At 42.2% G+C, this 19,320-nt stretch carries 19 protein-coding genes and 3 pseudogenes; 10 read left to right on the forward strand and 12 right to left on the reverse strand.

The window, feature by feature from the left end; all coding sequences use genetic code 11:
• Nucleotides 1-70: 70 nt before the first annotated feature.
• Together ACQY1X_RS04665 and ACQY1X_RS04670 are read right to left on the reverse strand one after the other, a co-directional pair.
• Nucleotides 71-355 carry a hypothetical protein gene (locus ACQY1X_RS04665; RefSeq protein WP_043995575.1) on the reverse strand — a complete coding sequence of 95 codons (285 nt, stop codon included), beginning with the start codon at nt 353-355 and terminating at the stop codon, nt 71-73.
• The gene (locus ACQY1X_RS04670; RefSeq protein WP_002784536.1) at nt 345-641 is read right to left on the reverse strand and encodes a BrnT family toxin; all 297 of its coding nucleotides are present in this window, start codon (nt 639-641) and stop codon (nt 345-347) included. The genes ACQY1X_RS04665 and ACQY1X_RS04670 overlap by 11 nt, the downstream gene beginning before the upstream one ends.
• A gap of 384 nt (nt 642-1,025) precedes the next feature.
• On the opposite strand from ACQY1X_RS04670, the gene ACQY1X_RS04675 reads away from it, so the two are divergent.
• The 4 genes from ACQY1X_RS04675 to ACQY1X_RS04690 all read left to right on the forward strand — a co-directional run bounded on the left by ACQY1X_RS04675 (nt 1,026) and on the right by ACQY1X_RS04690 (nt 4,449).
• Nucleotides 1,026-2,618 carry a hypothetical protein gene (locus ACQY1X_RS04675; protein ID WP_430014078.1) on the forward strand — a complete coding sequence of 531 codons (1,593 nt, stop codon included), beginning with the start codon at nt 1,026-1,028 and terminating at the stop codon, nt 2,616-2,618.
• Between the two features lie 247 nt (nt 2,619-2,865).
• A complete protein-coding gene (locus ACQY1X_RS04680; protein ID WP_103111894.1) occupies nt 2,866-3,504 on the forward strand; it encodes a DUF2834 domain-containing protein in 639 nt (212 codons plus the stop codon).
• A 130-nt stretch (nt 3,505-3,634) separates the two neighbouring features.
• Complete coding sequence (locus ACQY1X_RS04685) at nt 3,635-3,928, forward strand: hypothetical protein (protein ID WP_002752383.1); 294 nt, start codon at nt 3,635-3,637, stop codon at nt 3,926-3,928.
• 2 nt (nt 3,929-3,930) lie between these two features.
• Complete coding sequence (locus ACQY1X_RS04690) at nt 3,931-4,449, forward strand: low molecular weight protein-tyrosine-phosphatase (RefSeq protein WP_430015726.1); 519 nt, start codon at nt 3,931-3,933, stop codon at nt 4,447-4,449.
• 14 nt (nt 4,450-4,463) lie between these two features.
• On the opposite strand, the gene ACQY1X_RS04695 is transcribed toward ACQY1X_RS04690, so the two are convergent.
• Nucleotides 4,464-5,120 carry a response regulator transcription factor gene (locus ACQY1X_RS04695; protein ID WP_159249237.1) on the reverse strand — a complete coding sequence of 219 codons (657 nt, stop codon included), beginning with the start codon at nt 5,118-5,120 and terminating at the stop codon, nt 4,464-4,466.
• Nucleotides 5,121-5,334: 214 nt separating this feature from the next.
• On the opposite strand from ACQY1X_RS04695, the gene ACQY1X_RS04700 reads away from it, so the two are divergent.
• Together ACQY1X_RS04700 and ACQY1X_RS04705 are read left to right on the forward strand one after the other, a co-directional pair.
• Nucleotides 5,335-6,450 (forward strand): branched-chain amino acid ABC transporter permease, encoded by a 1,116-nt coding sequence (locus ACQY1X_RS04700; RefSeq protein ID WP_002732580.1) that lies wholly within the window; start codon nt 5,335-5,337, stop codon nt 6,448-6,450.
• A gap of 97 nt (nt 6,451-6,547) precedes the next feature.
• Nucleotides 6,548-7,300, forward strand: coding sequence for an ABC transporter ATP-binding protein (locus ACQY1X_RS04705; RefSeq protein WP_069474538.1), 753 nt, complete (start codon nt 6,548-6,550; stop codon nt 7,298-7,300).
• Here ACQY1X_RS04705 and hisH read toward each other — a convergent pair.
• Both hisH and ACQY1X_RS04715 read right to left on the reverse strand, forming a co-directional pair.
• Nucleotides 7,289-7,927, reverse strand: a complete 639-nt coding sequence (hisH, locus tag ACQY1X_RS04710) for an imidazole glycerol phosphate synthase subunit HisH (protein WP_272103525.1) — start codon at nt 7,925-7,927, stop codon at nt 7,289-7,291. The genes ACQY1X_RS04705 and hisH overlap by 12 nt on opposite strands.
• A 214-nt stretch (nt 7,928-8,141) precedes the next feature.
• Nucleotides 8,142-10,220, reverse strand: coding sequence for a thioredoxin domain-containing protein (locus tag ACQY1X_RS04715; protein ID WP_430014079.1), 2,079 nt, complete (start codon nt 10,218-10,220; stop codon nt 8,142-8,144).
• Between the two features lie 226 nt (nt 10,221-10,446).
• Between ACQY1X_RS04715 and ACQY1X_RS04720 the strand changes: the two genes are divergently transcribed.
• On the forward strand, nt 10,447-11,055 hold the full coding sequence (locus ACQY1X_RS04720) for a chromophore lyase CpcT/CpeT (protein ID WP_002734040.1): 609 nt from the start codon (nt 10,447-10,449) through the stop codon (nt 11,053-11,055).
• Here the strand turns inward: ACQY1X_RS04720 and hemB are convergent.
• From hemB to ACQY1X_RS04745, 5 genes and pseudogenes are all read right to left on the reverse strand, one after another.
• Nucleotides 11,052-12,032 (reverse strand): porphobilinogen synthase, encoded by a 981-nt coding sequence (gene hemB, locus ACQY1X_RS04725; RefSeq protein ID WP_002733412.1) that lies wholly within the window; start codon nt 12,030-12,032, stop codon nt 11,052-11,054. The two genes, ACQY1X_RS04720 and hemB, sit on opposite strands and share 4 nt — an antisense overlap.
• Before the next feature lie 116 nt (nt 12,033-12,148).
• Nucleotides 12,149-12,805, reverse strand: a complete 657-nt coding sequence (folE, locus tag ACQY1X_RS04730; protein ID WP_002752393.1) for a GTP cyclohydrolase I FolE — start codon at nt 12,803-12,805, stop codon at nt 12,149-12,151.
• Nucleotides 12,806-13,266: 461 nt separating this feature from the next.
• A pseudogene (locus tag ACQY1X_RS04735) lies at nt 13,267-13,356 on the reverse strand (peptide deformylase); the annotation flags it as partial.
• 22 nt (nt 13,357-13,378) lie between these two features.
• Nucleotides 13,379-13,648, reverse strand: a pseudogene (locus ACQY1X_RS04740) (transposase); the annotation flags it as partial.
• 130 nt (nt 13,649-13,778) lie between these two features.
• Nucleotides 13,779-14,222: an ABC transporter permease gene (locus tag ACQY1X_RS04745; protein WP_430015442.1), complete on the reverse strand. Its 444-nt coding sequence runs from the start codon at nt 14,220-14,222 to the stop codon at nt 13,779-13,781.
• Nucleotides 14,223-14,313: 91 nt separating this feature from the next.
• On the opposite strand from ACQY1X_RS04745, the gene ACQY1X_RS04750 reads away from it, so the two are divergent.
• Entirely contained in the window at nt 14,314-15,501 is a 1,188-nt protein-coding gene (locus ACQY1X_RS04750) for an RNA-guided endonuclease InsQ/TnpB family protein (protein ID WP_430015443.1), read from the forward strand.
• A gap of 22 nt (nt 15,502-15,523) precedes the next feature.
• Here ACQY1X_RS04750 and ACQY1X_RS04755 read toward each other — a convergent pair whose 3' ends face one another.
• Nucleotides 15,524-15,982 (reverse strand): ABC transporter permease, encoded by a 459-nt coding sequence (locus ACQY1X_RS04755; RefSeq protein ID WP_069474532.1) that lies wholly within the window; start codon nt 15,980-15,982, stop codon nt 15,524-15,526.
• Nucleotides 15,983-16,189: 207 nt separating this feature from the next.
• Nucleotides 16,190-16,288: pseudogene (locus ACQY1X_RS04760) on the reverse strand (aluminum resistance protein); the annotation flags it as partial.
• 119 nt (nt 16,289-16,407) lie between these two features.
• On the opposite strand from ACQY1X_RS04760, the gene ACQY1X_RS04765 reads away from it, so the two are divergent.
• The gene (locus ACQY1X_RS04765) at nt 16,408-17,241 is read left to right on the forward strand and encodes an acyl-CoA desaturase (RefSeq protein WP_002733282.1); all 834 of its coding nucleotides are present in this window, start codon (nt 16,408-16,410) and stop codon (nt 17,239-17,241) included.
• 484 nt (nt 17,242-17,725) lie between these two features.
• Nucleotides 17,726-18,898, forward strand: a complete 1,173-nt coding sequence (gene dxr / locus ACQY1X_RS04770; RefSeq protein ID WP_002784854.1) for a 1-deoxy-D-xylulose-5-phosphate reductoisomerase — start codon at nt 17,726-17,728, stop codon at nt 18,896-18,898.
• The last annotated feature ends 422 nt before the right edge of the window (nt 18,899-19,320 follow it).

Below are 19,320 nucleotides of genomic sequence, written 5' to 3' on the forward strand. Positions count from 1 at the left end.
GTTATGATGAGAATATCTTCAATAAAACTCTATGTTCTACAAGCGATCGCACTACAACTGAAAACCTAGACTAACGCGGAGTAACTTCACTCAACGCTTCTTGCAGCACTTCATCACTTACACCATGACGCTTCAAACTAGCAACGAGAGCAGAAATTGTATCTCCCTCTAGACGCTCCAAATCCGCACGCAGCCCTTGTCCAATGTAAGCACGCATCAAAGGTTGATAACCTGAGAAACCAAGCAACGGTGCAACCCGCTTTAAATCTTCAATCACATCTTCGGGAATACGAATCGTGATTGTAGTCATAGGGCGATTTTTCTCCAGTCGTTTTTTTAATGCCTCAACTTTCATAATACTCACGTTCCTTGCGTGTGGCTTTGCGAGCCGAAATGATCCGAATGATGTCGTTTTCACGCTCAATATAGACGACGTACAGGAGATTCCACCGTCTATCTAACCCAATGATCGCATCTCGTGCCTCATCATTGCGACTTGCATCAACAACAACCAGCAGTGGATCGAAGAAGACTTCTGCTGCTTGCTGAAACGTAATACCGTCATGGTTGATCGGGTTAATCCTAGATTTCTCGTCATTCCAAACAAAAGTAATGCCACTGAGGACAAAATAGACATCCATACTTGTAGTATAGGCAGGATGTATTTACATTGTCAATACTTTATTAACACACCCTACGAGAGCAGCAATTATTATAGGTTGGGTTGACGCAAGGAAAAACACCCTACGAGGCTCTAGGCTTATTAACAGATAAAAATCAATTCAGGGTGATTTTATGCTAATCTGCAACTTACCGACTTATAATAAAAATGTTCTTGCCAAAGAAGTTGTAGCTAACTGCTTAACTGAATCTGCTAGGATGCTATTACAGAATAGAAGACTACATCTATTAATTGCTGAGGCAGAACTAAGTTTAACCGCTCCTTTTTTAACTACTTATATCGCTTTCAGGCAAAAAATTAGGCGTTTTCGGTTTACCATGGTCAAAGTGTGCTTTCTAGGCTAATGACTTTGACTAAAAACCCCGTGATCAGAAACCGTCGTTTTTCCCTACGCAATCTCTTTGAGACTTGCATGGCCCTATTGGTGTTATGCAATTATATTCTGGTTATTTTCGATTTAACCTATATTCCCCTGCGAGATTTTTGGTTACAGGGACGCTTGCAAATAACTTTATTAAGATTTAATGAACCAATACAACTCGGGCCGATTTCCTTTCAAGAATTACAAATACCTCCCGACAAACCCCTAAAAATTCCCTTTGTTAAAGGAATCGCTAATTATGATGTGGTGAAAGGAATTAAACCCTATCGCAGTACCAGTGAATATTTAGCTACGGTTGATAAACTCAATGAACTAATCAATCAAAAGGTCTTTAACCCAGAGTTTAATCTGCAAGAATATCGCCAAGAGATTGAGAAAATTTTAGCCAATTTACGCCAAAAAAGTGTCGATATGATCGATAATAATCCCTTTGCCTCGGCCGAGAAAACTGGGACTTTAGAAAAGATTAAAAATAAAATGCGCTTGCGGGTTTTTAAAACAGAAAATGTTTCCGCAAAAGCAGCCTTTCAGAAGTTTTGGACTTGGGATTATCTCAGTCAAAATGGCTGGGAAAAAGAGTTGAAATTTTTCAATCAAGAAATTCAACCTTTAATAGAAACTAATTATTTTCGTCCCCTGGGAGAAGATGGGAGACCGATAGATAACTTTGAGGCGATCGATTTTTTCTTTGGCACCATCTTTTTCTGGGAATTTATGATAAGAACTTGGTGGATTGCTCGCACTCATAAAGGCCTACGGTGGCGCGAGGCTATGTTATGGCGATGGTACGATATTTTTCTGTTTGTTCCTATCTGGAGATGGTTGCGATTTATTCCTACCGTTATTCGCCTAGATCAAGTTAAAATTATTAACTTAAGGGTGATTAAAGAACAGGCAGTTAAAGGCTTAGTTGCGCTAATTTCTAAAGATATTACTGAGATAATTGTCCTGAGAATTATTAATAAAATTCAGGAATATATTCGACAGGGACAAGTGGAGAAATTTCTCGAACGATCCCTCAATGGCGGATATAGCAATCTCAATGATACTAATGAAGTTATCGAAATTTTTCGTTTAGTAGTTAATAGCACCGTTGACAAGGTTTTACCGCAAGTTAAACCGGAGGCAGAAGCTTTAATTAAATACAATATCGAGAAAATTCTCAGTCAAACTCCCGCTTATCAAAGCTTATTGCGATTACCCGGCATGAAAGGGTTAAAAACTGACTTGAGCAATCGTCTATCTAGTCAATTGTATCAATCCTTTGTTAATATAGCTGAAAAGATTACCCAGGAAGACGAAGTTTTTGAGCGTTTATTGCAGCAATTAGTCCAGCGTTTCGGGCAATCTCTCGCCGAGGAATTACAATCCCGTCACAGTTTAGAAAGAATCGAGATGTTATTAATTATCTTCCTAGAAGAAGTGAAATTAAACTATGTACAAGAATTCTCGGATGAAGACTTAGAAACTATCCTCGAACAAACTCGCTTACTCCACTCCAAAAGTGCAGAAATTACCCCAGGAGAAACCATGAATCCTCGTCTTCTTCCCTAAAAATTAAGTAGCTGGTTATAATTAAATTAAAAATGGATTTTAGGTTCGATCCCCCCTGCCCCCCTTGATAAGGGGGGTGCCGATAGGCGGGGGGATCTCCCCTTAATAAGGGGGGCATCTGATAATTTTTAACGCCTACCTACTTAGCGATCATTGATTAGGTAATATCCCTTGATCTTTTGATCACTTTTCTAGTAAAATATCTGCTGAAACCCGCATTACTCAATTAACCTAATTATCTACTCCCATGTTAACAAAAATTATTCTCGGTTTACTTTGGTTAGGCTTCGGATTATACGCTTTTTTACTAGCACCACCCGATCAACCAGATACAATAAATTTAATTATCGATCTTTCCACTGGGAAATGGCAAAATATCAACCCGTTAATTATCGCTCTTTTTAACCTGATGGGAGTTTGGCCACTTATCTACACTAGCCTTTTAATTATCGATGGTCGTGACCAAAAAATCATCGCTTGGCCCTTTACTTTTGCCTCCTTTGCCGTGGGTGCTTTCGCTATTTTACCCTATCTAACTCTCCGTCAACCTAACAGCAATTTTACTGGTAAAAAAAATCTGGTCATTAAACTTTTAGACTCACCTTGGTTAGGAGTAATTGCCCTAATTACTGCGGCAATTTTAATCGCTTACGGATTAATTAACGGCAATTGGTCTGATTTTTGGCATCAGTGGCAAACTAGCCGTTTTATTCATGTTATGAGTTTAGATTTCTGTCTTTTAACCCTATTATGTCCAATTTTGCTGCAAGATGATCTAACCCGACGGGGATTAAAAAATCCTTTCCTGTTGCCGGTAATTTCCCTTTTGCCTCTAATCGGTCCGGCAATTTATTTAATTATTCGTCCTCGCTTAGGGGAGAATTAAGGGTAAATTGTCTTGAGCAAACTTAACTATTTCTTGACAAGAGAAGTTCATATTTAACAAAAATTATGCTGAGGTTCCCCTAAAATATGGGGAAAGAGATTAATGTCCAGATTAGAAGGAGTGTTTAACCTTGTTAGAGAGTCAAAAACCACCTCGGATTTACTGCTTTCAAGCTGATTATCTTGCCTCCCAACAATTTAACCCCCAAGAGATTCCCGCTTGGTTATCCTTAGAGGTAAACTGGCAGGGTTATAGAATTCATACCCTACCCTGGGTAGCAGACGTAGCTAGGATATTAGGATTATTAGCGATCGAAGATACTCCCCAAGGGTGGCAAGATTATTTAGAAAGCTTGGGATTAGCCAAAATTAGGTTAATGGACAGCGAGGAGTTTTTTGAGGATAAATCTTTATCGGGATGTTAGAAATGCCCTATAATTGGCAATTTAGTGATGATTCTACCAGTCAATTTATGCCCTATAAACTACTCTTCGTCTGTTTAGGAAATATCTGTCGTTCTCCCGCTGCCGAGAATATCATGACTTATCTGATTGAACAAGAAGGATTAAGTAATAAAATCCTCTGTGATTCTGCGGGGACTGCTGGTTATCATATCGGTTCTCCTCCCGATTCTCGCATGAATACGGCGGCCAAAAAACGCGGTATTCCTCTACAAGGGACAGCCAGACAATTTACCCGCCAGGATTTCGAGAATTTTGATCTAATCCTAGCCATGGATAAAGCCAATTATCAAGATATTTTATCCCTAGATCGGACAGGAAAATATCAAGAAAAGATCAAGTTAATGTGTGACTATGCTCGTTATCACCCAGAAAAAGAAGTTCCCGATCCCTACTACGGTGGTCGTGAAGGTTTTGACCGCGTAATCGAGCTACTTTTAGACTCCTGTGGCAGTCTTTTGGAGGAAGTAAAAAACAAAATTTAAGTTTTTTCTTTCAGCTAATCGATTAATCTATGTTCAAGGGAAAAACGAACCAGTTCGGCGCGATTGTTAGTAATTGTTTTTCTGAGTAAACTACTAACATATTTCTCGATCGTGCGAGAACTAAGATGCAGTTTTTGCCCAATTTCACTATTAGAAAGTCCCCGGGCTAAATGTTCTAACACTTCCCGCTCGCGATTAGTTAACTTAAAATCGTCCTGTAAAGAAGAAGTTAAAACATCCCTAGTTTTGGGGCTTTCTTCCGGTTTTAGTTTCTGATATTGACGTTCACTTTGCACCATTTGCGCTCGCTCTAAAAGATTGCGAATAACCGCTTTTAATTCCTCCATCTCAAAAGGTTTAGGAAGATAGATATCACAACCCACTTGATAACCGCGAATTCTTTCCTCCGTTGACCCTCTTTCGGTTAAAAAAATTACTGGTAATAACCTAAATTCTGGCTGTTGCCGCACCTTAGTCACCAAAGAATAACCGTCTAAACGCGGCATTTTGATATCCGATACCAAAAGATGGGGATGATAGGTATCCAATAAAGTCAAAGCTTCCAAACCATTACTCGCCGCTACCACACTATAACCTGCTAATTCTAAATAATCTTTGACCGCTAGGCGGATACCGGGGTCATCATCGGCAATTAGAATCAAAAGAGGCATAGAAATCAACAGGACAAGGTTTTTTCGTTATTAATAGCCTAGCACCCTCCGCTCGTCACAATTGTCCATCAAGCTACAGAGGCCGTTGTAACTGATATTATACTAGCAGTTAGCTATCAGCCTTTTCAGTAATCAGATGTGAGTTTTCAGCTTTTTTCTCCCCAACTCCGGCACTCCCCCACTCCCCCAACCCCTTTTTTACTTTTTACTTAAGATGACAGATTATTTAGTTTCCTTGACAATTTGGGCGGGTATTTACGCGATTTTTGCCCTCGGTTTAAATCTACAATGGGGATTTACTGGCTTAATTAACTTTGGTCACGTTGCTTTTGCCACTTTAGGGGCTTATGCCACGGTTTTATTAACTTTACAGGGTGTACCGATGATTTTTGCCGCCATTGTCGGGGCGCTCCTAGGGGCATTGTTGGGATTGGCGATCGGTTTTTCCACCCTGAGATTAAGAGCCGATTATCTAGCAATTGTCACCATCGGGGTGTCTGAGTTAATTCGTTTGCTGGTGCTTAACGAGGATTGGTTGACGAAAGGCAGTTTCGGACTACAACGTTATCCCCTACCTTTGGATATAAATCCCAGTTTTCCCGTCAAATTATTAATTATTGCCCTGTTTACCCTGCTTGCTATCTTTGCTCTCTGGCAATTGGGGCGCAATCTGCAACGACAATGGCGCGAAGCCGGGCAAATTAGCGGCAAAAGCTATCAACCGACGCAAAAGAGAGCTTTAATCTTTTGGGGGTTGTTAGGGGTGATAATACTGCTTTTTCTGTATATAAACGGCGTAATTGCCTTGAATGATTATAATTACAAAGCGGGGCTGATGGTGGTAGTTTTAGTCCTCCTCGCTCTCGTTTATACTGGCTTAGAATTACTTTTGCGATCGCCTTGGGGACGCATCCTCAAAGCTATCCGGGAAGATGAAGAAATTCCCCGGGCCTTGGGAAAAAATGTCTTTTGGTATAAGTTACAATCTTTGATGTTAGGCGGTGCGATCGCTGGTTTAGCCGGGGCTTTTTTAGCATGGCAATTAACCACTATTTACCCGACTAATTTTGAGCCGTTATTGACTTTTAACGCTTGGATTATTATCATTCTCGGTGGCTCTGGTAGCAATGCCGGCACCTTACTAGGAGCAGTAATTTTCTGGGCTTACGATTCCCTGACTCGCTTTATTCTGCCCCAATTAGATATTTTTAATGATAGCCAATTAGGGGCTTTACGGATTATGATTATCGGTCTGCTGCTCATGGTTTTAATGATCTGGCGCCCCCAGGGTATCCTCGGCAAAAAAGAGGAGTTAACTTTGGGAAAATAATTTCAGTTATCAGTTATCAGTTATCAGTTATCAGTTCATCGATTACTCTTCACTGAAAACACTTCCCACTTCATAATTCATAATTCATAATTTATATATGTTACTTTCTGCCAAAGGATTATCGAAAAGTTTTGGAGGCATTCGCGCCGTCAATAATGCTTATTTGGACGTGCCGCAGGGCAGCATTACCGGGTTAATCGGTCCTAATGGAGCCGGCAAAACCACACTTTTTAACCTTTTATCTAATTTTATTCGCCCGGATAAAGGAGAAGTTTTTCTTGATGGTCAGCCGATTCATCAGCTGCCTCCCTATCAAATTGCCCTGAAAGGATGTGTGAGAACTTTTCAAGTCGCCAGGGTATTATCCCGATTAACGGTGTTAGAAAATATGCTCTTAGCTAGTCCGGGACAAACGGGAGAAAATTTTCTCAAAGTCTGGTTTCAGGGGGCAAAAATTCGCCAACAGGAACAGGAAAATCGTGCCAAAGCTTTGGACATATTAGATTCGATCGGTCTAGGGGAAAAAGCGCACGATTATGCGGGGGCTTTATCGGGAGGACAGCGTAAATTATTAGAGATTGGCCGAGCGCTAATGACCGAGCCAAAATTAATTTTATTAGATGAACCGGCCGCTGGAGTTAATCCCACTTTAATCGGTCAAATCAGCGACCATATTATCGAATGGAATCGTCAGGGAATTACCTTTTTAATTATCGAGCATAATATGGATGTGATTATGTCCCTTTGTCACCACATTTGGGTATTAGCAGAAGGGACAAATTTAGCCGATGGTATTCCCAGTGAAATCCAAAAAAACGAGCGGGTTTTAAAGGCTTATTTAGGAGACTAAAGCTAATTTTTGCACCTGCTGAACAAAGTTAGCCAGAATTTTTAAGCCATTAGTCGAGGATTTTTCCGGGTGAAACTGCACCGCTACCAAACGCTCACGAGCGATCGCTGCCGTCACCGTTTGACTGCCGTGGGTGACGGTGGCGGCAGTTAGATGACTATCAAGGGGATCGACATAATAGGAATGGACAAAATAGACGTGAGGGTGCGGGGGTAATCCCTGCCAAAGAGCATGATCCGGCTGGGTGAAGTCTAATTGATTCCAACCCATGTGGGGAATGGTAATGCCCGGTTCCGAGCGAAAACGCCGCACTGTCCCCGGAATAACCCCTAAACCCGCCTCTTGTCCTTCCTCTGATGAGTCAAAGAGAATTTGTAACCCGAGACAGATACCGAGAAAGGGTTTACCGTTAGCGATCGCTGCTTTGATCGGTTTTTCGAGATGACGGCTGCGAATTTGCCGGACAGCAGGATCAAAAGAACCGACTCCGGGTAAGACAATAGCGTCAGCTTTTTCGAGATCGAGGGGAGAATCGGTAATTTTCGGCACTGCACCCACGGTTTCCAGTCCTTTACAGGCAGAGTGCAGATTTCCCATGTCATAATCGATGACAGCTATTAAGGTCATTGCTATATACTGATCAGGCGATGACCTTATTTTAGAGCAATCACGCCGCTAAATTAGGTCTTGACTCAAAAAGCAATTAAGGTCATTGTTATATACTGATCATCCGAAAGTTTCTAAAGCCATAGCCTCTCCGTTTTCTTAGTTGAAGTTGCCAACGAAAGCCAAACACCAGAGCCTATTTACTAGGAGAGCGGGAAGCAGAGAGAAAAAATCCCTAACCGAGCAGTATTGACGGACCCGCCATCACCCCGGCAATTTGTCGGTCTAACTGTTCTAAATTTTCCGCCGGTTCAAGGCAGCATAACCCTTGACAAATTAACCCAAATGTGCTAGGGGGCAAACTGTCATCGACTCGATACACCGCAGTGGGCAAATAGCGACCTAACAGCGGCTCGATCGAGCTTTCCGGGGCGCGCAGACAGAAACCGTGACGATAGTGATCGAGGGCAACAAATAAACTGGGGCAAGCGGTGGGGGACTGTTCTAGGATGGTACTAAAAGATTGCAAGGCCTTTTCGGCCCGATCGAGATATTCTAGATTTTCCGTCAATCGCGACAGACGAACTAAATTAGCGATCGCAATTCCGTTGGCTGAAGGGGTGGCATTATCCGTATAACCTCGTTCCCGCACGATCAGATCGAGACTATGATCAGAAGCAGTATTAAAATATCCCCCCTCATCCTCGGACCAAAACCAGCGATCAAATTCCCCCTGTAGATCGATAGCCGCCTCTAACCAGCGAGTTTCTTGGGGTTTAGCGGTTTGCAGGTCCAGCAAAGCCTTAATAAAATAGGCAAAATCCTCCGATTGGGCTAAAACCGAGGCCTGACCCTGATAATTCAAGCGCTGAAAACGTCCATCTAACCACTGATGCTTGAGAATAAACTCGGCCGCTTGAGTAGCCATTTGCCAGTACAAAGGTTCGCTAAAGACGGCAAAGGCCCGGGCTAAACCGGAAATCATCAAACTATTCCAAGCGACGATCATTTTCGTATCCGTTACCGCCGGAATCCGTCCCGGCCAAGAGACGGTTTTCGCCTCTTGATTGTCTCTGGCCGGGGGAAAAAGAGCTAATTGGCCTTGAGAACTGCCATAACGCCGAATAAATAACTTATCGAGGATATTTTCTATCTCCTTCCCTAATTCTCCCCCTTGCCGACGTTGCAGCACATTACGACCCTCAAAATTCCCCTCGGCAGTGACGGTAAAATTAGCCTGCAGCAGCCCCAGTTCCTCAGTCGAGAGATAATCCCTTAACGACCGATCCGACCAGACATAAAAGGCCCCTTCCTCCGGTTCCCCATCCGTGGCCTTCTCAAAACTATCGGCATCTTGGGCCGCATAAAAATAACCTTCTGGGGCGGTCATTTCCCGTTTTAGCCAGTTAACCGTGCCTTTAATCCCTCTCTCAAAGGCCGCTTCTCGATCACCCGCACTCCACAAATTGGCTAAATATTCGACAATTTGCCCGTTATCGTAGAGCATTTTTTCAAAATGGGGAACTGTCCACGTCGAATCCACCGTATAACGATGGAATCCTCCCCCCACATGGTCATAGATTCCCCCTAGGGCCAGATCTTCCCCCCGTTGATAGGCTGCTTGCTGGAGGGAGTCCTCAAAATCGTCCCCAAAGCGACTGCCCTGCAAAGCCAGATGAGAATATGGAATCATCGGAAAACTGGGCCGACCGTAGTTATTGGGATTAACCCGAATCACCGCTGTATTTGTCTCGATTCCTGTGGCTAAAAGGGAAGGAGCGGCTAAATTGGTCTCTGCTCGCGGTAAAATAGCCAATTGACGCAGTGCGCCCAGCATTTCGGCCGTGAATTTGCTTAATTTCTCCTTTTCTTCGTCATAATAGCGACGTACCGATTGCAACACTTGCAGAAAACCGGGCCGGTTAAAGCGCGGTTGCACGGGAAAATAGGTGCCACCATAGAAGGGAATTAAACTATCCGGTGTTAGGAAGACATTCAAAGGCCAACCCCCTTGACCGACCATCATCTGCAATGCTTGCATATAGATACTATCGATGTCCGGTCTTTCCTCGCGATCAACTTTGATCGGCAAAAAATACTGATTGAGATAATCGGCAATGGCTCGATCGGAAAACGCTTCTCCTTCCATAACCGTACACCAATGACAGCTAGAATAACCGATCGAGAGAAAGATCGGTTTATCTTCCCTCCTGGCAATTTCTAGGGCGCTGTCACACCAATACCACCAATCGATCGGGTTTTCGGCGTGTTTTCGCAGGTAAAGACTTTCGGATGCAGCCAGATGATTAGCCATGGGAAAAGGGGATTTTTTGCTCTTGCTGCTTATTAGTTTAAGCTAATTAGAGACTAACCGGAATCAAGCTGGCTCTCCCAGGTTTGGTGGGTAAAATGTATTCTAAGATACATTCCTCCTAGCGAGGGGGTGGAACGAACCACAAAGACACAAAGGACACAAAGATCGATCATATAGTAAGTTAAACTTATCACACAGAACCTAGAAGAGCCTCAAGCTTCCTCTCATGCTGAAAACTTCGATCGCCCTAGGATTTTTTCTCACTCAATCTTTGCCCCTTAATCCGCAAGTGCAGGGGGTGGCTAATCATTTAATTGGGGTTATGGATACCAGGGAACAAGCGCAGACTAACCCCCGCATTGCTAAGGTGCAAATGACCACCTGTGCCGTGGATTTTTCCCCGAAACAGGATAGTATTTATCTTTATCAGGAACAGGCAATTATCGATCGCTTAAATCAACCCTATCGTCAAAGAATTTTAGTCATTCAACCTAGCGCTGATAATTCCACTGTGGAATCGAAAGCTTATAAGTTAAATAATGCCCCTAACTTTATTAATTTTTGTAACAAAGACTTGACAGAAAGAAAATTAAATGTATCAGATTTGGCCGAGTCGGTGTGTACTGTGTTTTTAAAACCGATAGCGGGGGGGTATCGGGGAGAAACTCCCCCCCAGGGTTGTCCCACTAATGCCAGAGGTGCGGTAAAAATAACTAATACAATTATTCTAAATTCCCAGGGCATGGATACCAGCGATCGAGGTTATGATAGCCTTGGCCGGCAGGTATGGGGAGCGCAGGATAATGTCTATCAATTTCGCTGGCAAAAACCCTAAAATCGGCTTTCTTGTTTCATTAATGCCACATCGGCAGCAAAATAGGTCAAAATCAAATCGGCCCCCGCTCGTTTCATACTGATTAAAGTTTCCAAAATCAGGCTTTTTTCGTCAATCCAGCCCTGTTTTGCCGCCGCTTTAATCATTGCGTATTCACCACTGACGTTGTAAGCGGCGACGGGAAGATGACTACTATCGCGCAGACGACGGATAATATCGAGGTAGGCCAGAGCGGGCTTAACCATAATAATATCTGCCCCTTCTGTTATGTCTAAACTGGCTTCCCGTAACGCTTCCCGACTATTAGCCCCATCCATTTGATAGGTTTTCTTATCACCAAATTTTGGGGCTGATTCTAAGGCATCTCGGAAGGGACCATAATAAGCAGAGGCATATTTAGCCGTATAAGCGAGAATTCCCACATCCAAATAGCCAGCCGCATCTAAAGCTCGACGGATCGCCCCAACCCTACCATCCATCATATCGGAAGGGGCGACGAAATTAGCCCCGGCTGCCGCTTGCGAGAGCGACATTTTCACTAAAACTTCTAGGGTTTCATCGTTGAGAATTTTACCGTCCTCCACAATACCATCATGACCATAAATCGAAAAAGGATCGAGGGCAACATCGGTAATAATAATTATTTCAGGGACTTCTTTTTTGATCGCTTTCACTGCCCTTGGCACTAAACCATCGGGATTATAACTTTCTCTACCGAAATTATCTTTTTTATCTTCGGCAATCAGGGGGAAAAGAGCGATGGCATTAATGCCTAAATTATAAGCATTAACTACTTCTTTGAGCAATAAATCGAGGGAATAACGATAACAATCGGGCATAGAAGGAATAGCCACCTTTTGATTTTCTCCCTCCATGATAAAGAGGGGATAAATCAAGTCATTAACGGTTAATTCAGTTTCACGAACAAGACGGCGAATCGCTGGAGTATAACGAAGACGACGGGGACGAATCAGCATGATAACAGCGAGTTAAAAATAAAAAGTAAACAGTAAATAGCTGGTTTTGCTCTGGTTTTTTGCTTAGGAAAAAACTGGGGATAGGACGATCAAATAATCCCGATCCCCCTGACTAATTAGTGAAAATCGGGACTATGACGAATCAAACTCATAAACTCTTGACGAGTCTTAGCAGAATCGGCAAAAATACCGCGCACGGCACTCGTAGAAGTCCAAGAACCGGGTTTTTCAACCCCGCGCATTACCATACACATATGAGTCGCTTCAATCACCACAGCTACCCCTTGAGGTTGTAGTAATCCTTGCAAAGCATCGGCAATTTGTGCGGTTAAACGTTCCTGTACTTGCAGTCGTCTGGCGTACATTTCACAGATGCGGGCAATTTTCGATAAACCGATCACTTTCCCGTTAGGAATATAGGCAACATGAGCGCGGCCGATAATCGGTAAAATATGGTGTTCACAGGAGCTAAAAATATCGATGTCTCGGATTAAAACCATCTCGTTAGCATCCTCGTGAAAAACTGCCCCATTCAGCAATTCATCCAGGGATTGCTGATAACCAGAAGTGAGAAATTTTAGGGCTTTTACTACTCGTTTGGGAGTGTCTCGTAAACCTTCGCGATCGGGATCTTCTCCTAATCCTAACAGCAGTGTTCTTACCGCTTGCATCATCTCGGCTTCTGATACCGGCGATTTAGGTTCGGTAATCACTTCGGGAAAGTGATTGTAGTCATCATTGTCAAAAATTGCTTTGGACTTAGCTAAGGTCATAGATATTTTTATGGACTCCAATAGTTAATTGATCGGCCGAGTTTTCTGATTTTACCAATGTTAATAAATACCCTTTGCTAGAGTATTTATTTTTCTGGGCATCTAGACGATAACTAATGAAAGCTATCGGGTTATTCCCTCGTCTTTGGGTTTATCTCCGGGGCGGAAATCTGGAAAAATTGATTTTCCTAGTCACCGAAAAAGTCTTGAGTATCTCCCTCGTTAATTGAGGGCAGAGTTCCACTGCACAATTAGTTTATTTTGTCAAGTAGTTCGTTTGTTTGGTATTTTAGCTTTCCTAGAATGATAATCGTTATCATTTTAACAAAAAATTTAGATTTACGAACAAAAACTTTGTCGTCAGATAAATATAGTCCTGTTAAGCTGTTTAAACTATTTTGAAGAGATAAGCATATTTTGGGATTTTATCGCTTATATTCAGCAATATTACTGATTTTTTGCTATTCTTCCTCCGAGTATAAATCCGCCGGAGAAGCAAGGCGATCGAGAAAGAGTATTCCTTCCAGATAATCCTATTCGTGTTGAAAGATAGTTAGTAAAAGTATAGTCAAATGATGAATCGGCAAAAAATGATGGCCAGTTCCGGTCTAATCCTCTTAAAACTTGTTGGGAAACTTTAGCGGGTAAAGCTTGATACTGTTCTGTCTTTTTCATCAGAGAGGCCATCTGATTATAGGTCAAATAGCCATGACCATAAATGAAGTTTTGTCGGATTAAATAATTGGCTGAGTTGTAGAGATTTTTAGACTGCCAAGATAAATTATCTATCTCAGCCCAAAATCGATGTCCTTTCTTGATAATGTGTCTTTCGGCTACTAACATTATTATCCGTTGTCTTTTAACTCAGCGTCGGGTTTTGAAGGGTTGTCATCCGTTGTGATAATTGTACCAGAAGGCAATTGATAGCCTGTTAAATTCCCTTGTTTCCACCACCTCCAAGCCGTTCGATAACTTATTCCTGTTTTTTTTGCCTAGTCCGATAGTTTTGTCTGCACATATTACCATGAATGACTATATATGACCATATTTGTATTGAAACTTTACAATACTCGGCATTTTTCATCTGATCTTGCTGGTCAACTTTGACATAAATGCCGTTAACGGCCTTACCACTTAAAGAATTATTGCCCACCAGACGAGAAGACATATTGCTCAGAGGAATAAAGACCTGATCGTCGCGATCAATCGAACCTTCGGCACCTTTTGGCTCAAATACGCCAATAATTTCGTAACTATTTTTTCTTTCAATCCAAAGCTTTTTACCGATCGCATTGGTATCATCGCCAAAGAGTTCTGTTAACAGAGTCGAGCCTAAAATCGCCACTGGTGTCGTCTGTGCCATTTCTTCCTCGGTAAAAAATCGACCTTGGCTGAGTTCTGTATTTCTCGCTTTCATCGAAAATTTGGGTCTGAAACCCCGCCGTTTTAGGTTGGCTTTGCTGTTAAATATGAGCATCGTTTACGAAATATATGCTAAAATATGAGACATGGAAAAAGCCTATTCTTACCGATTTTACCCAACACCCGAACAAGAGTCGCTATTGCGGCGCACTTTGGGCTGTGTAAGATTAGTTTACAATAAAGCTCTCCATCTCAGAACACAAGCTTGGTATGAAAGACAAGAAAGAGTAGGATATGCTGAAACGTCTTCAATGCTAACCGAGTGGAAAAAACAAGAAGAATTAAACTTTCTCAATGAAGTTAGCTGTGTACCTTTACAACAAGGGTTAAGACATTTACAAACAGCTTTCACTAATTTCTTTGCTGGTCGTACTAAGTATCCCAACTTTAAGAAAAAACATCAGGGAGGAAGTGCCGAATTTACCAAATCTGCTTTTAAATTTAAAGACAAACAAATCTATTTAGCCAAATGCACAGAACCTTTACCTATTCGATGGTCAAGACAAATCCCAGAAAGCTGTGAACCAAGCACAGTAACAGTCAGATTACATCCTTCTGGACGTTGGCATATCTCAATTAGATTTGATGACCCAACAATTAAGCCTTTACCAGTAACAGATAAAGCCATTGGAATTGACTTAGGAATTAGTAGCCTAGTAATTACCAGCGATGGCGATAAAGTGTCTAATCCCAAGCATTTTAAAAAGCATTATCGGAGACTGCGAAAGGCACAAAAAAGCCTTTCTAGAAAACAGAAAGGCTCAAAAAATCGGGAAAAAGCGAGAATCGAAGTAGCAAGGATTCACGCCCAAATTACTGATAACAGAAAAGACCATTTACATAAGCTAACCACTCAATTAGTTCGTGAAAACCAAACGATTGTGGTTGAGAACTTAGCCGTCAAGAATATGGTCAAAAACCCCAAGTTATCTCAGGCAATATCTGATGTAAGCTGGGGAGAAATCACTCGACAATTAGCCTATAAATGCCGTTGGTATGGGAGAAATTACATCGAAATAGATAGATGGTTTCCTAGTTCTAAAAGATGTAGTAATTGCGGGTATATTGCTGAGAAAATGCCGTTAAATATTCGAGAGTGGGATTGTCCAGACTGTGGGACTCACCATGACCGAGATATTAACGCAAGTAAAAATATTTTGGCCGCAGGGCTTGCGGTGTCAGTCTGTCGAGCGACCATAAGACCAGAACAGAGTAAATCTGTTAAGGCAGGTGCGGAACCCCGCAAGGGAAAGAAGCAGAAACCTAAATCGTGAGGTTTGGGGATCGCCGTCCGTTTTACGGCGGCGAGGATGTCAAGTAGTTAAGATCGATGCCCACCACATTAGTGGCATGATTGACCTCGCCCGCCACCATCGGTGCCGGACGCTGCAGATAGGCGGAGACCACCTGTACACCGGGAACTTGATTTTGAATAACTTTGGCATCTTCCCAGATTAAGGTACTACTGGAACCGCGGCCGAGACTAATACCGCCAGTTCTGGCTTCTCCTGGTAAAATTTGTAAAACATTAGTACCTAGAGATTGAATTTTTTGTTCGGTGGCTTTTTGTACTCCTTGGCCTACGGAGGTGAGAGCAATCACGGAGGCAATGCCAATAATCACCCCTAACATGGTTAACAAAGTCCGCAGTTTATTGCTCCAGAGGGCTTCGAGCGCTATCGAGACAATTTCGCTGATCGCCACGGGATGAGGATGATTAGTCTGAAGTATTTGTTTAGGTAAATAAACAGTCATTGATTTCGATGTAATCTGGCTAAATATAGAGTTATGAGCGGATAAAACAGATATTTGGGACTTATTTGTCTTTTTTTATGTATAAATCACCTTATTTACTGTTTCTAGAAGAGATTAGGCTGTATTGACTGCGGCTTTCCCGTCCGATAGCATTGCCGATAAAAACCCTCACTTAGGGAAATCAATCGCTTCGCCATACTTTCCCAATAGGATTTTAGCGAGATTTTCCTTGACCTGTGCGTCAATTTCCGAAAAGATGGGGAGTAGGGCCTCTTCTGCCCTGTGGAATAGAGAGGGGATATCCATCAAACAATAGACTGTGATATTTGTTACTATTTATTAAGCGTCAAAGTTCCCCCTGTGTCAAATCGAGACAGATAAGACAATGATGCTCTGTCTCCTGTTGTTTCCCTTTGGGTTATTCAATGACTGTTGCGACTTCCGAAAAACTTCCCATTGACTGGGTGACTCTCATCTACATGGCTTTTATCCACTTAGTGGCTCTTTTAGCCTTCTTGCCTGGCAATTTTAGCTGGGGTGCTGTGGGAGTGACATTGATTCTTTATTGGATTACCGGGGGTTTAGGAATTACCCTCGGTTTCCATCGTTTGGTTTCCCATCGGAGTTTTAAGACTCCCAAATGGTTAGAATACTTTCTGGTTTTGTGCGGGACTCTCGCTTGTCAGGGGGGTGCGATCGCATGGATAGGTTTACATCGTCTTCATCATAAATATTCTGATACTGCTCCCGATCCCCACGATTCTAATAAAGGTTTCTGGTGGAGTCACATGGGTTGGATGCTGCACGAAATTCCTGCTGATGAAGAAATTGCTCGTTTTACCCAGGATATCGCCGACGATCCTTTCTATAAATTCTGTCAAAATTATTTTGTTCCTATCCAAATTGTTCTAGGCTTAATTCTCTATGCTATGGGTGGTTGGCCGTTTGTAATTTGGGGAATTTTTGTTCGCTTGGTCTTAGTTTTCCACTCCACTTGGTTTGTCAACAGCGCCACCCACAAATTCGGTTATGTTAGCCATGAATCCCACGATAATTCTAAAAATTGTTGGTGGGTTGCTCTCTTAACTTTCGGTGAAGGTTGGCACAATAATCACCATGCCTATCAGTATTCTGCCCGTCATGGCCTACAATGGTGGGAAGTTGATCTGACTTGGATGACCATTCGTCTGCTGCAAATTCTGGGATTAGCTACTAATATTAAGTTGCCTCCCACCACAGCAGTCACGACAGAAAGTTAGTTTTATCCAGTTGTTAAATTAAATCTAGCCGAACTTATGTTTAAGTTCGGTTATTTTTTCTGCGACTTAACCCAAATCTAACGGCTTTTCCCACGGCACAACTGAGGAATATAGGTACGGCGAATCCTCCCCCAAAAAACGAAATCATTGATAGGATAAACTTGATTATTTCCTCCTCTGTCGAACATTGACTGGGGAAAGCACAACTCATCCCAAGAGCGAAGGATAACCAACCAAAAAAGAAAAAACACAGGGGAAATAAGAGGCAAAAAACCAGACCCCCCGCTAGACAGCCTAATCCATTGGCCTTTCTATTCGATTTCTTCTCTGTCACCATCTCTATCGCTAACTTTTTCTAAGCCGTAGCATAAAAAGGTCAAACTATCAACTTTTTTAACAAATGTTTAATATTTACGCTGATGTGCCGGAAAGACCCCAGAGAACGTATATTTAAAGCTAATCCCCAAATTATATTAAGTTTCTAATGAAAAAAATCTCGATTTTAGGCTCTACTGGCTCGATCGGCACTCAAACTCTCGATATTGTCACCGATCATCCCGATAAGTTTCAAGTGGTGGGATTAGCCACGGGTAATAATATTCAACTACTATCGGAGCAAATTCGGCAATTTCGCCCGCAAATCGTGGCGATTAATAACGAAAGTCAACTAGAAGACCTGAAAAGCCTAATTTCCGACCTTGACTATACCCCGATTATCCTAGCAGGAAAGGAAGGAGTAATCGAAGTGGCCCGTTATGGCGATTCCGAAAGCGTCGTCACGGGAATTGTTGGTTGTGCGGGATTGCTGCCCACGATTGCCGCTATTACTGCCGGTAAAGATATCGCTCTTGCTAATAAAGAAACCCTGATTGCTGGCGGTCCGGTGGTGCTGCCTTTAGTGGAAAAACACGGAGTTAAATTATTACCTGCTGACTCGGAACATTCAGCTATTTTTCAATGTTTACAGGGAGTTCCCACTGGGGGATTAAAAAAGATTATTCTCACCGCTTCTGGGGGTGCTTTTCGGGATTTACCGGTGGAAAAATTGCCGCAAGTAACCGTAGCTGATGCCCTCAAACATCCCAACTGGTCTATGGGCAGAAAAATCACCATCGATTCGGCTACTTTAATGAATAAAGGTCTAGAAGTTATCGAAGCTCATTATTTATTTGGTGTCGATTATAATGCGATCGATATTGTTATTCATCCTCAAAGTATTATTCACTCTTTAATTGAGTTACAGGATACCTCCGTTTTAGCCCAATTAGGCTGGCCCGATATGCGTTTACCCCTGTTATATGCTTTGTCTTGGCCCGAAAGAATTTATACTGATTGGGAACCTTTAAATTTAGTTAAAGCCGGCAGTTTAACCTTCAAAGAACCCGATCATCAAAAATATCCCTGTATGGGATTAGCCTACGCAGCTGGCCGTGCGGGTGGGGCAATGCCGGCAGTATTAAACGCGGCCAATGAACAAGCGGTAGCATTATTTTTAGAAGAAAAGATTAGCTTCTTAGATATTCCCCGGGTGATCGAAAAAGTTTGCGATCGCTTTGCAATTCATAACAGTTCTACCCCTAGCCTAGATGACATTTTAGCCGCCGATGATTGGGCGCGTCAAGAAGTATCTAACTGTCTGATTGCCAATCCGGTCTAGATAGTCTAGATTCTGTAGGGATGTTAACTCTAATGTCTCTACAGATATAGGATAGAAAAATCACTAATTTCGGCTATTTTTTCTAGTTAACTAGATTTATGATGATCATGACAAGAGTTGATAACCTTCAATAAACCTCGAAAATAAAGATTAAATTGCCTAAAATCAGGGTTTTCTTATTCTTTGTGTGATAAGTTTAACTTATATAGGATCGATCTTTGTGTCCTTTGTGTCTTTGTGGTTCGTTCTAGTCGCTCGCTGGCAGGACTGTATCTTAGAGTACATTTTACCCACCAAACTCAAGAGAGCCAAATCTGTAAATAGACCATTTAATTGACTATTATTCATCCTTAATTCTCCTGGCTACTGAATCCTAACCCTAACAACAATTTTTGATTTTTACAAGAGGTCTAATGACCCTG

The sequence above is a fragment of the Microcystis protocystis FBCC-A270 genome (assembly GCF_050500235.1).
In the GTDB taxonomy this organism is placed as follows: Bacteria; Cyanobacteriota; Cyanobacteriia; order Cyanobacteriales; family Microcystaceae; genus Microcystis; species Microcystis ichthyoblabe_A.

Excerpts from the sequence above, each read along its gene's own strand:
- ACQY1X_RS04665 (WP_043995575.1), bottom strand. The coding sequence starts at position 355 with ATGAAAGTTGAGGCATTAAAAAAACGACTGGAGAAAAATCGCCCTATG.
- ACQY1X_RS04670 (WP_002784536.1), bottom strand. The coding sequence starts at position 641 with ATGGATGTCTATTTTGTCCTCAGTGGCATTACTTTTGTTTGGAATGAC.
- ACQY1X_RS04675 (WP_430014078.1), top strand. The coding sequence starts at position 1,026 with ATGACTTTGACTAAAAACCCCGTGATCAGAAACCGTCGTTTTTCCCTA.
- ACQY1X_RS04680 (WP_103111894.1), top strand. The coding sequence starts at position 2,866 with ATGTTAACAAAAATTATTCTCGGTTTACTTTGGTTAGGCTTCGGATTA.
- ACQY1X_RS04690 (WP_430015726.1), top strand. The coding sequence starts at position 3,931 with ATGCCCTATAATTGGCAATTTAGTGATGATTCTACCAGTCAATTTATG.
- ACQY1X_RS04695 (WP_159249237.1), bottom strand. The coding sequence starts at position 5,120 with ATGCCTCTTTTGATTCTAATTGCCGATGATGACCCCGGTATCCGCCTA.
- ACQY1X_RS04700 (WP_002732580.1), top strand. The coding sequence starts at position 5,335 with ATGACAGATTATTTAGTTTCCTTGACAATTTGGGCGGGTATTTACGCG.
- ACQY1X_RS04705 (WP_069474538.1), top strand. The coding sequence starts at position 6,548 with ATGTTACTTTCTGCCAAAGGATTATCGAAAAGTTTTGGAGGCATTCGC.
- hisH (WP_272103525.1), bottom strand. The coding sequence starts at position 7,927 with ATGACCTTAATAGCTGTCATCGATTATGACATGGGAAATCTGCACTCT.
- ACQY1X_RS04715 (WP_430014079.1), bottom strand. The coding sequence starts at position 10,220 with ATGGCTAATCATCTGGCTGCATCCGAAAGTCTTTACCTGCGAAAACAC.
- ACQY1X_RS04720 (WP_002734040.1), top strand. The coding sequence starts at position 10,447 with ATGCTGAAAACTTCGATCGCCCTAGGATTTTTTCTCACTCAATCTTTG.
- hemB (WP_002733412.1), bottom strand. The coding sequence starts at position 12,032 with ATGCTGATTCGTCCCCGTCGTCTTCGTTATACTCCAGCGATTCGCCGT.
- folE (WP_002752393.1), bottom strand. The coding sequence starts at position 12,805 with ATGACCTTAGCTAAGTCCAAAGCAATTTTTGACAATGATGACTACAAT.
- ACQY1X_RS04745 (WP_430015442.1), bottom strand. The coding sequence starts at position 14,222 with ATGAAAGCGAGAAATACAGAACTCAGCCAAGGTCGATTTTTTACCGAG.
- ACQY1X_RS04750 (WP_430015443.1), top strand. The coding sequence starts at position 14,314 with ATGGAAAAAGCCTATTCTTACCGATTTTACCCAACACCCGAACAAGAG.
- ACQY1X_RS04755 (WP_069474532.1), bottom strand. The coding sequence starts at position 15,982 with ATGACTGTTTATTTACCTAAACAAATACTTCAGACTAATCATCCTCAT.
- ACQY1X_RS04765 (WP_002733282.1), top strand. The coding sequence starts at position 16,408 with ATGACTGTTGCGACTTCCGAAAAACTTCCCATTGACTGGGTGACTCTC.
- dxr (WP_002784854.1), top strand. The coding sequence starts at position 17,726 with ATGAAAAAAATCTCGATTTTAGGCTCTACTGGCTCGATCGGCACTCAA.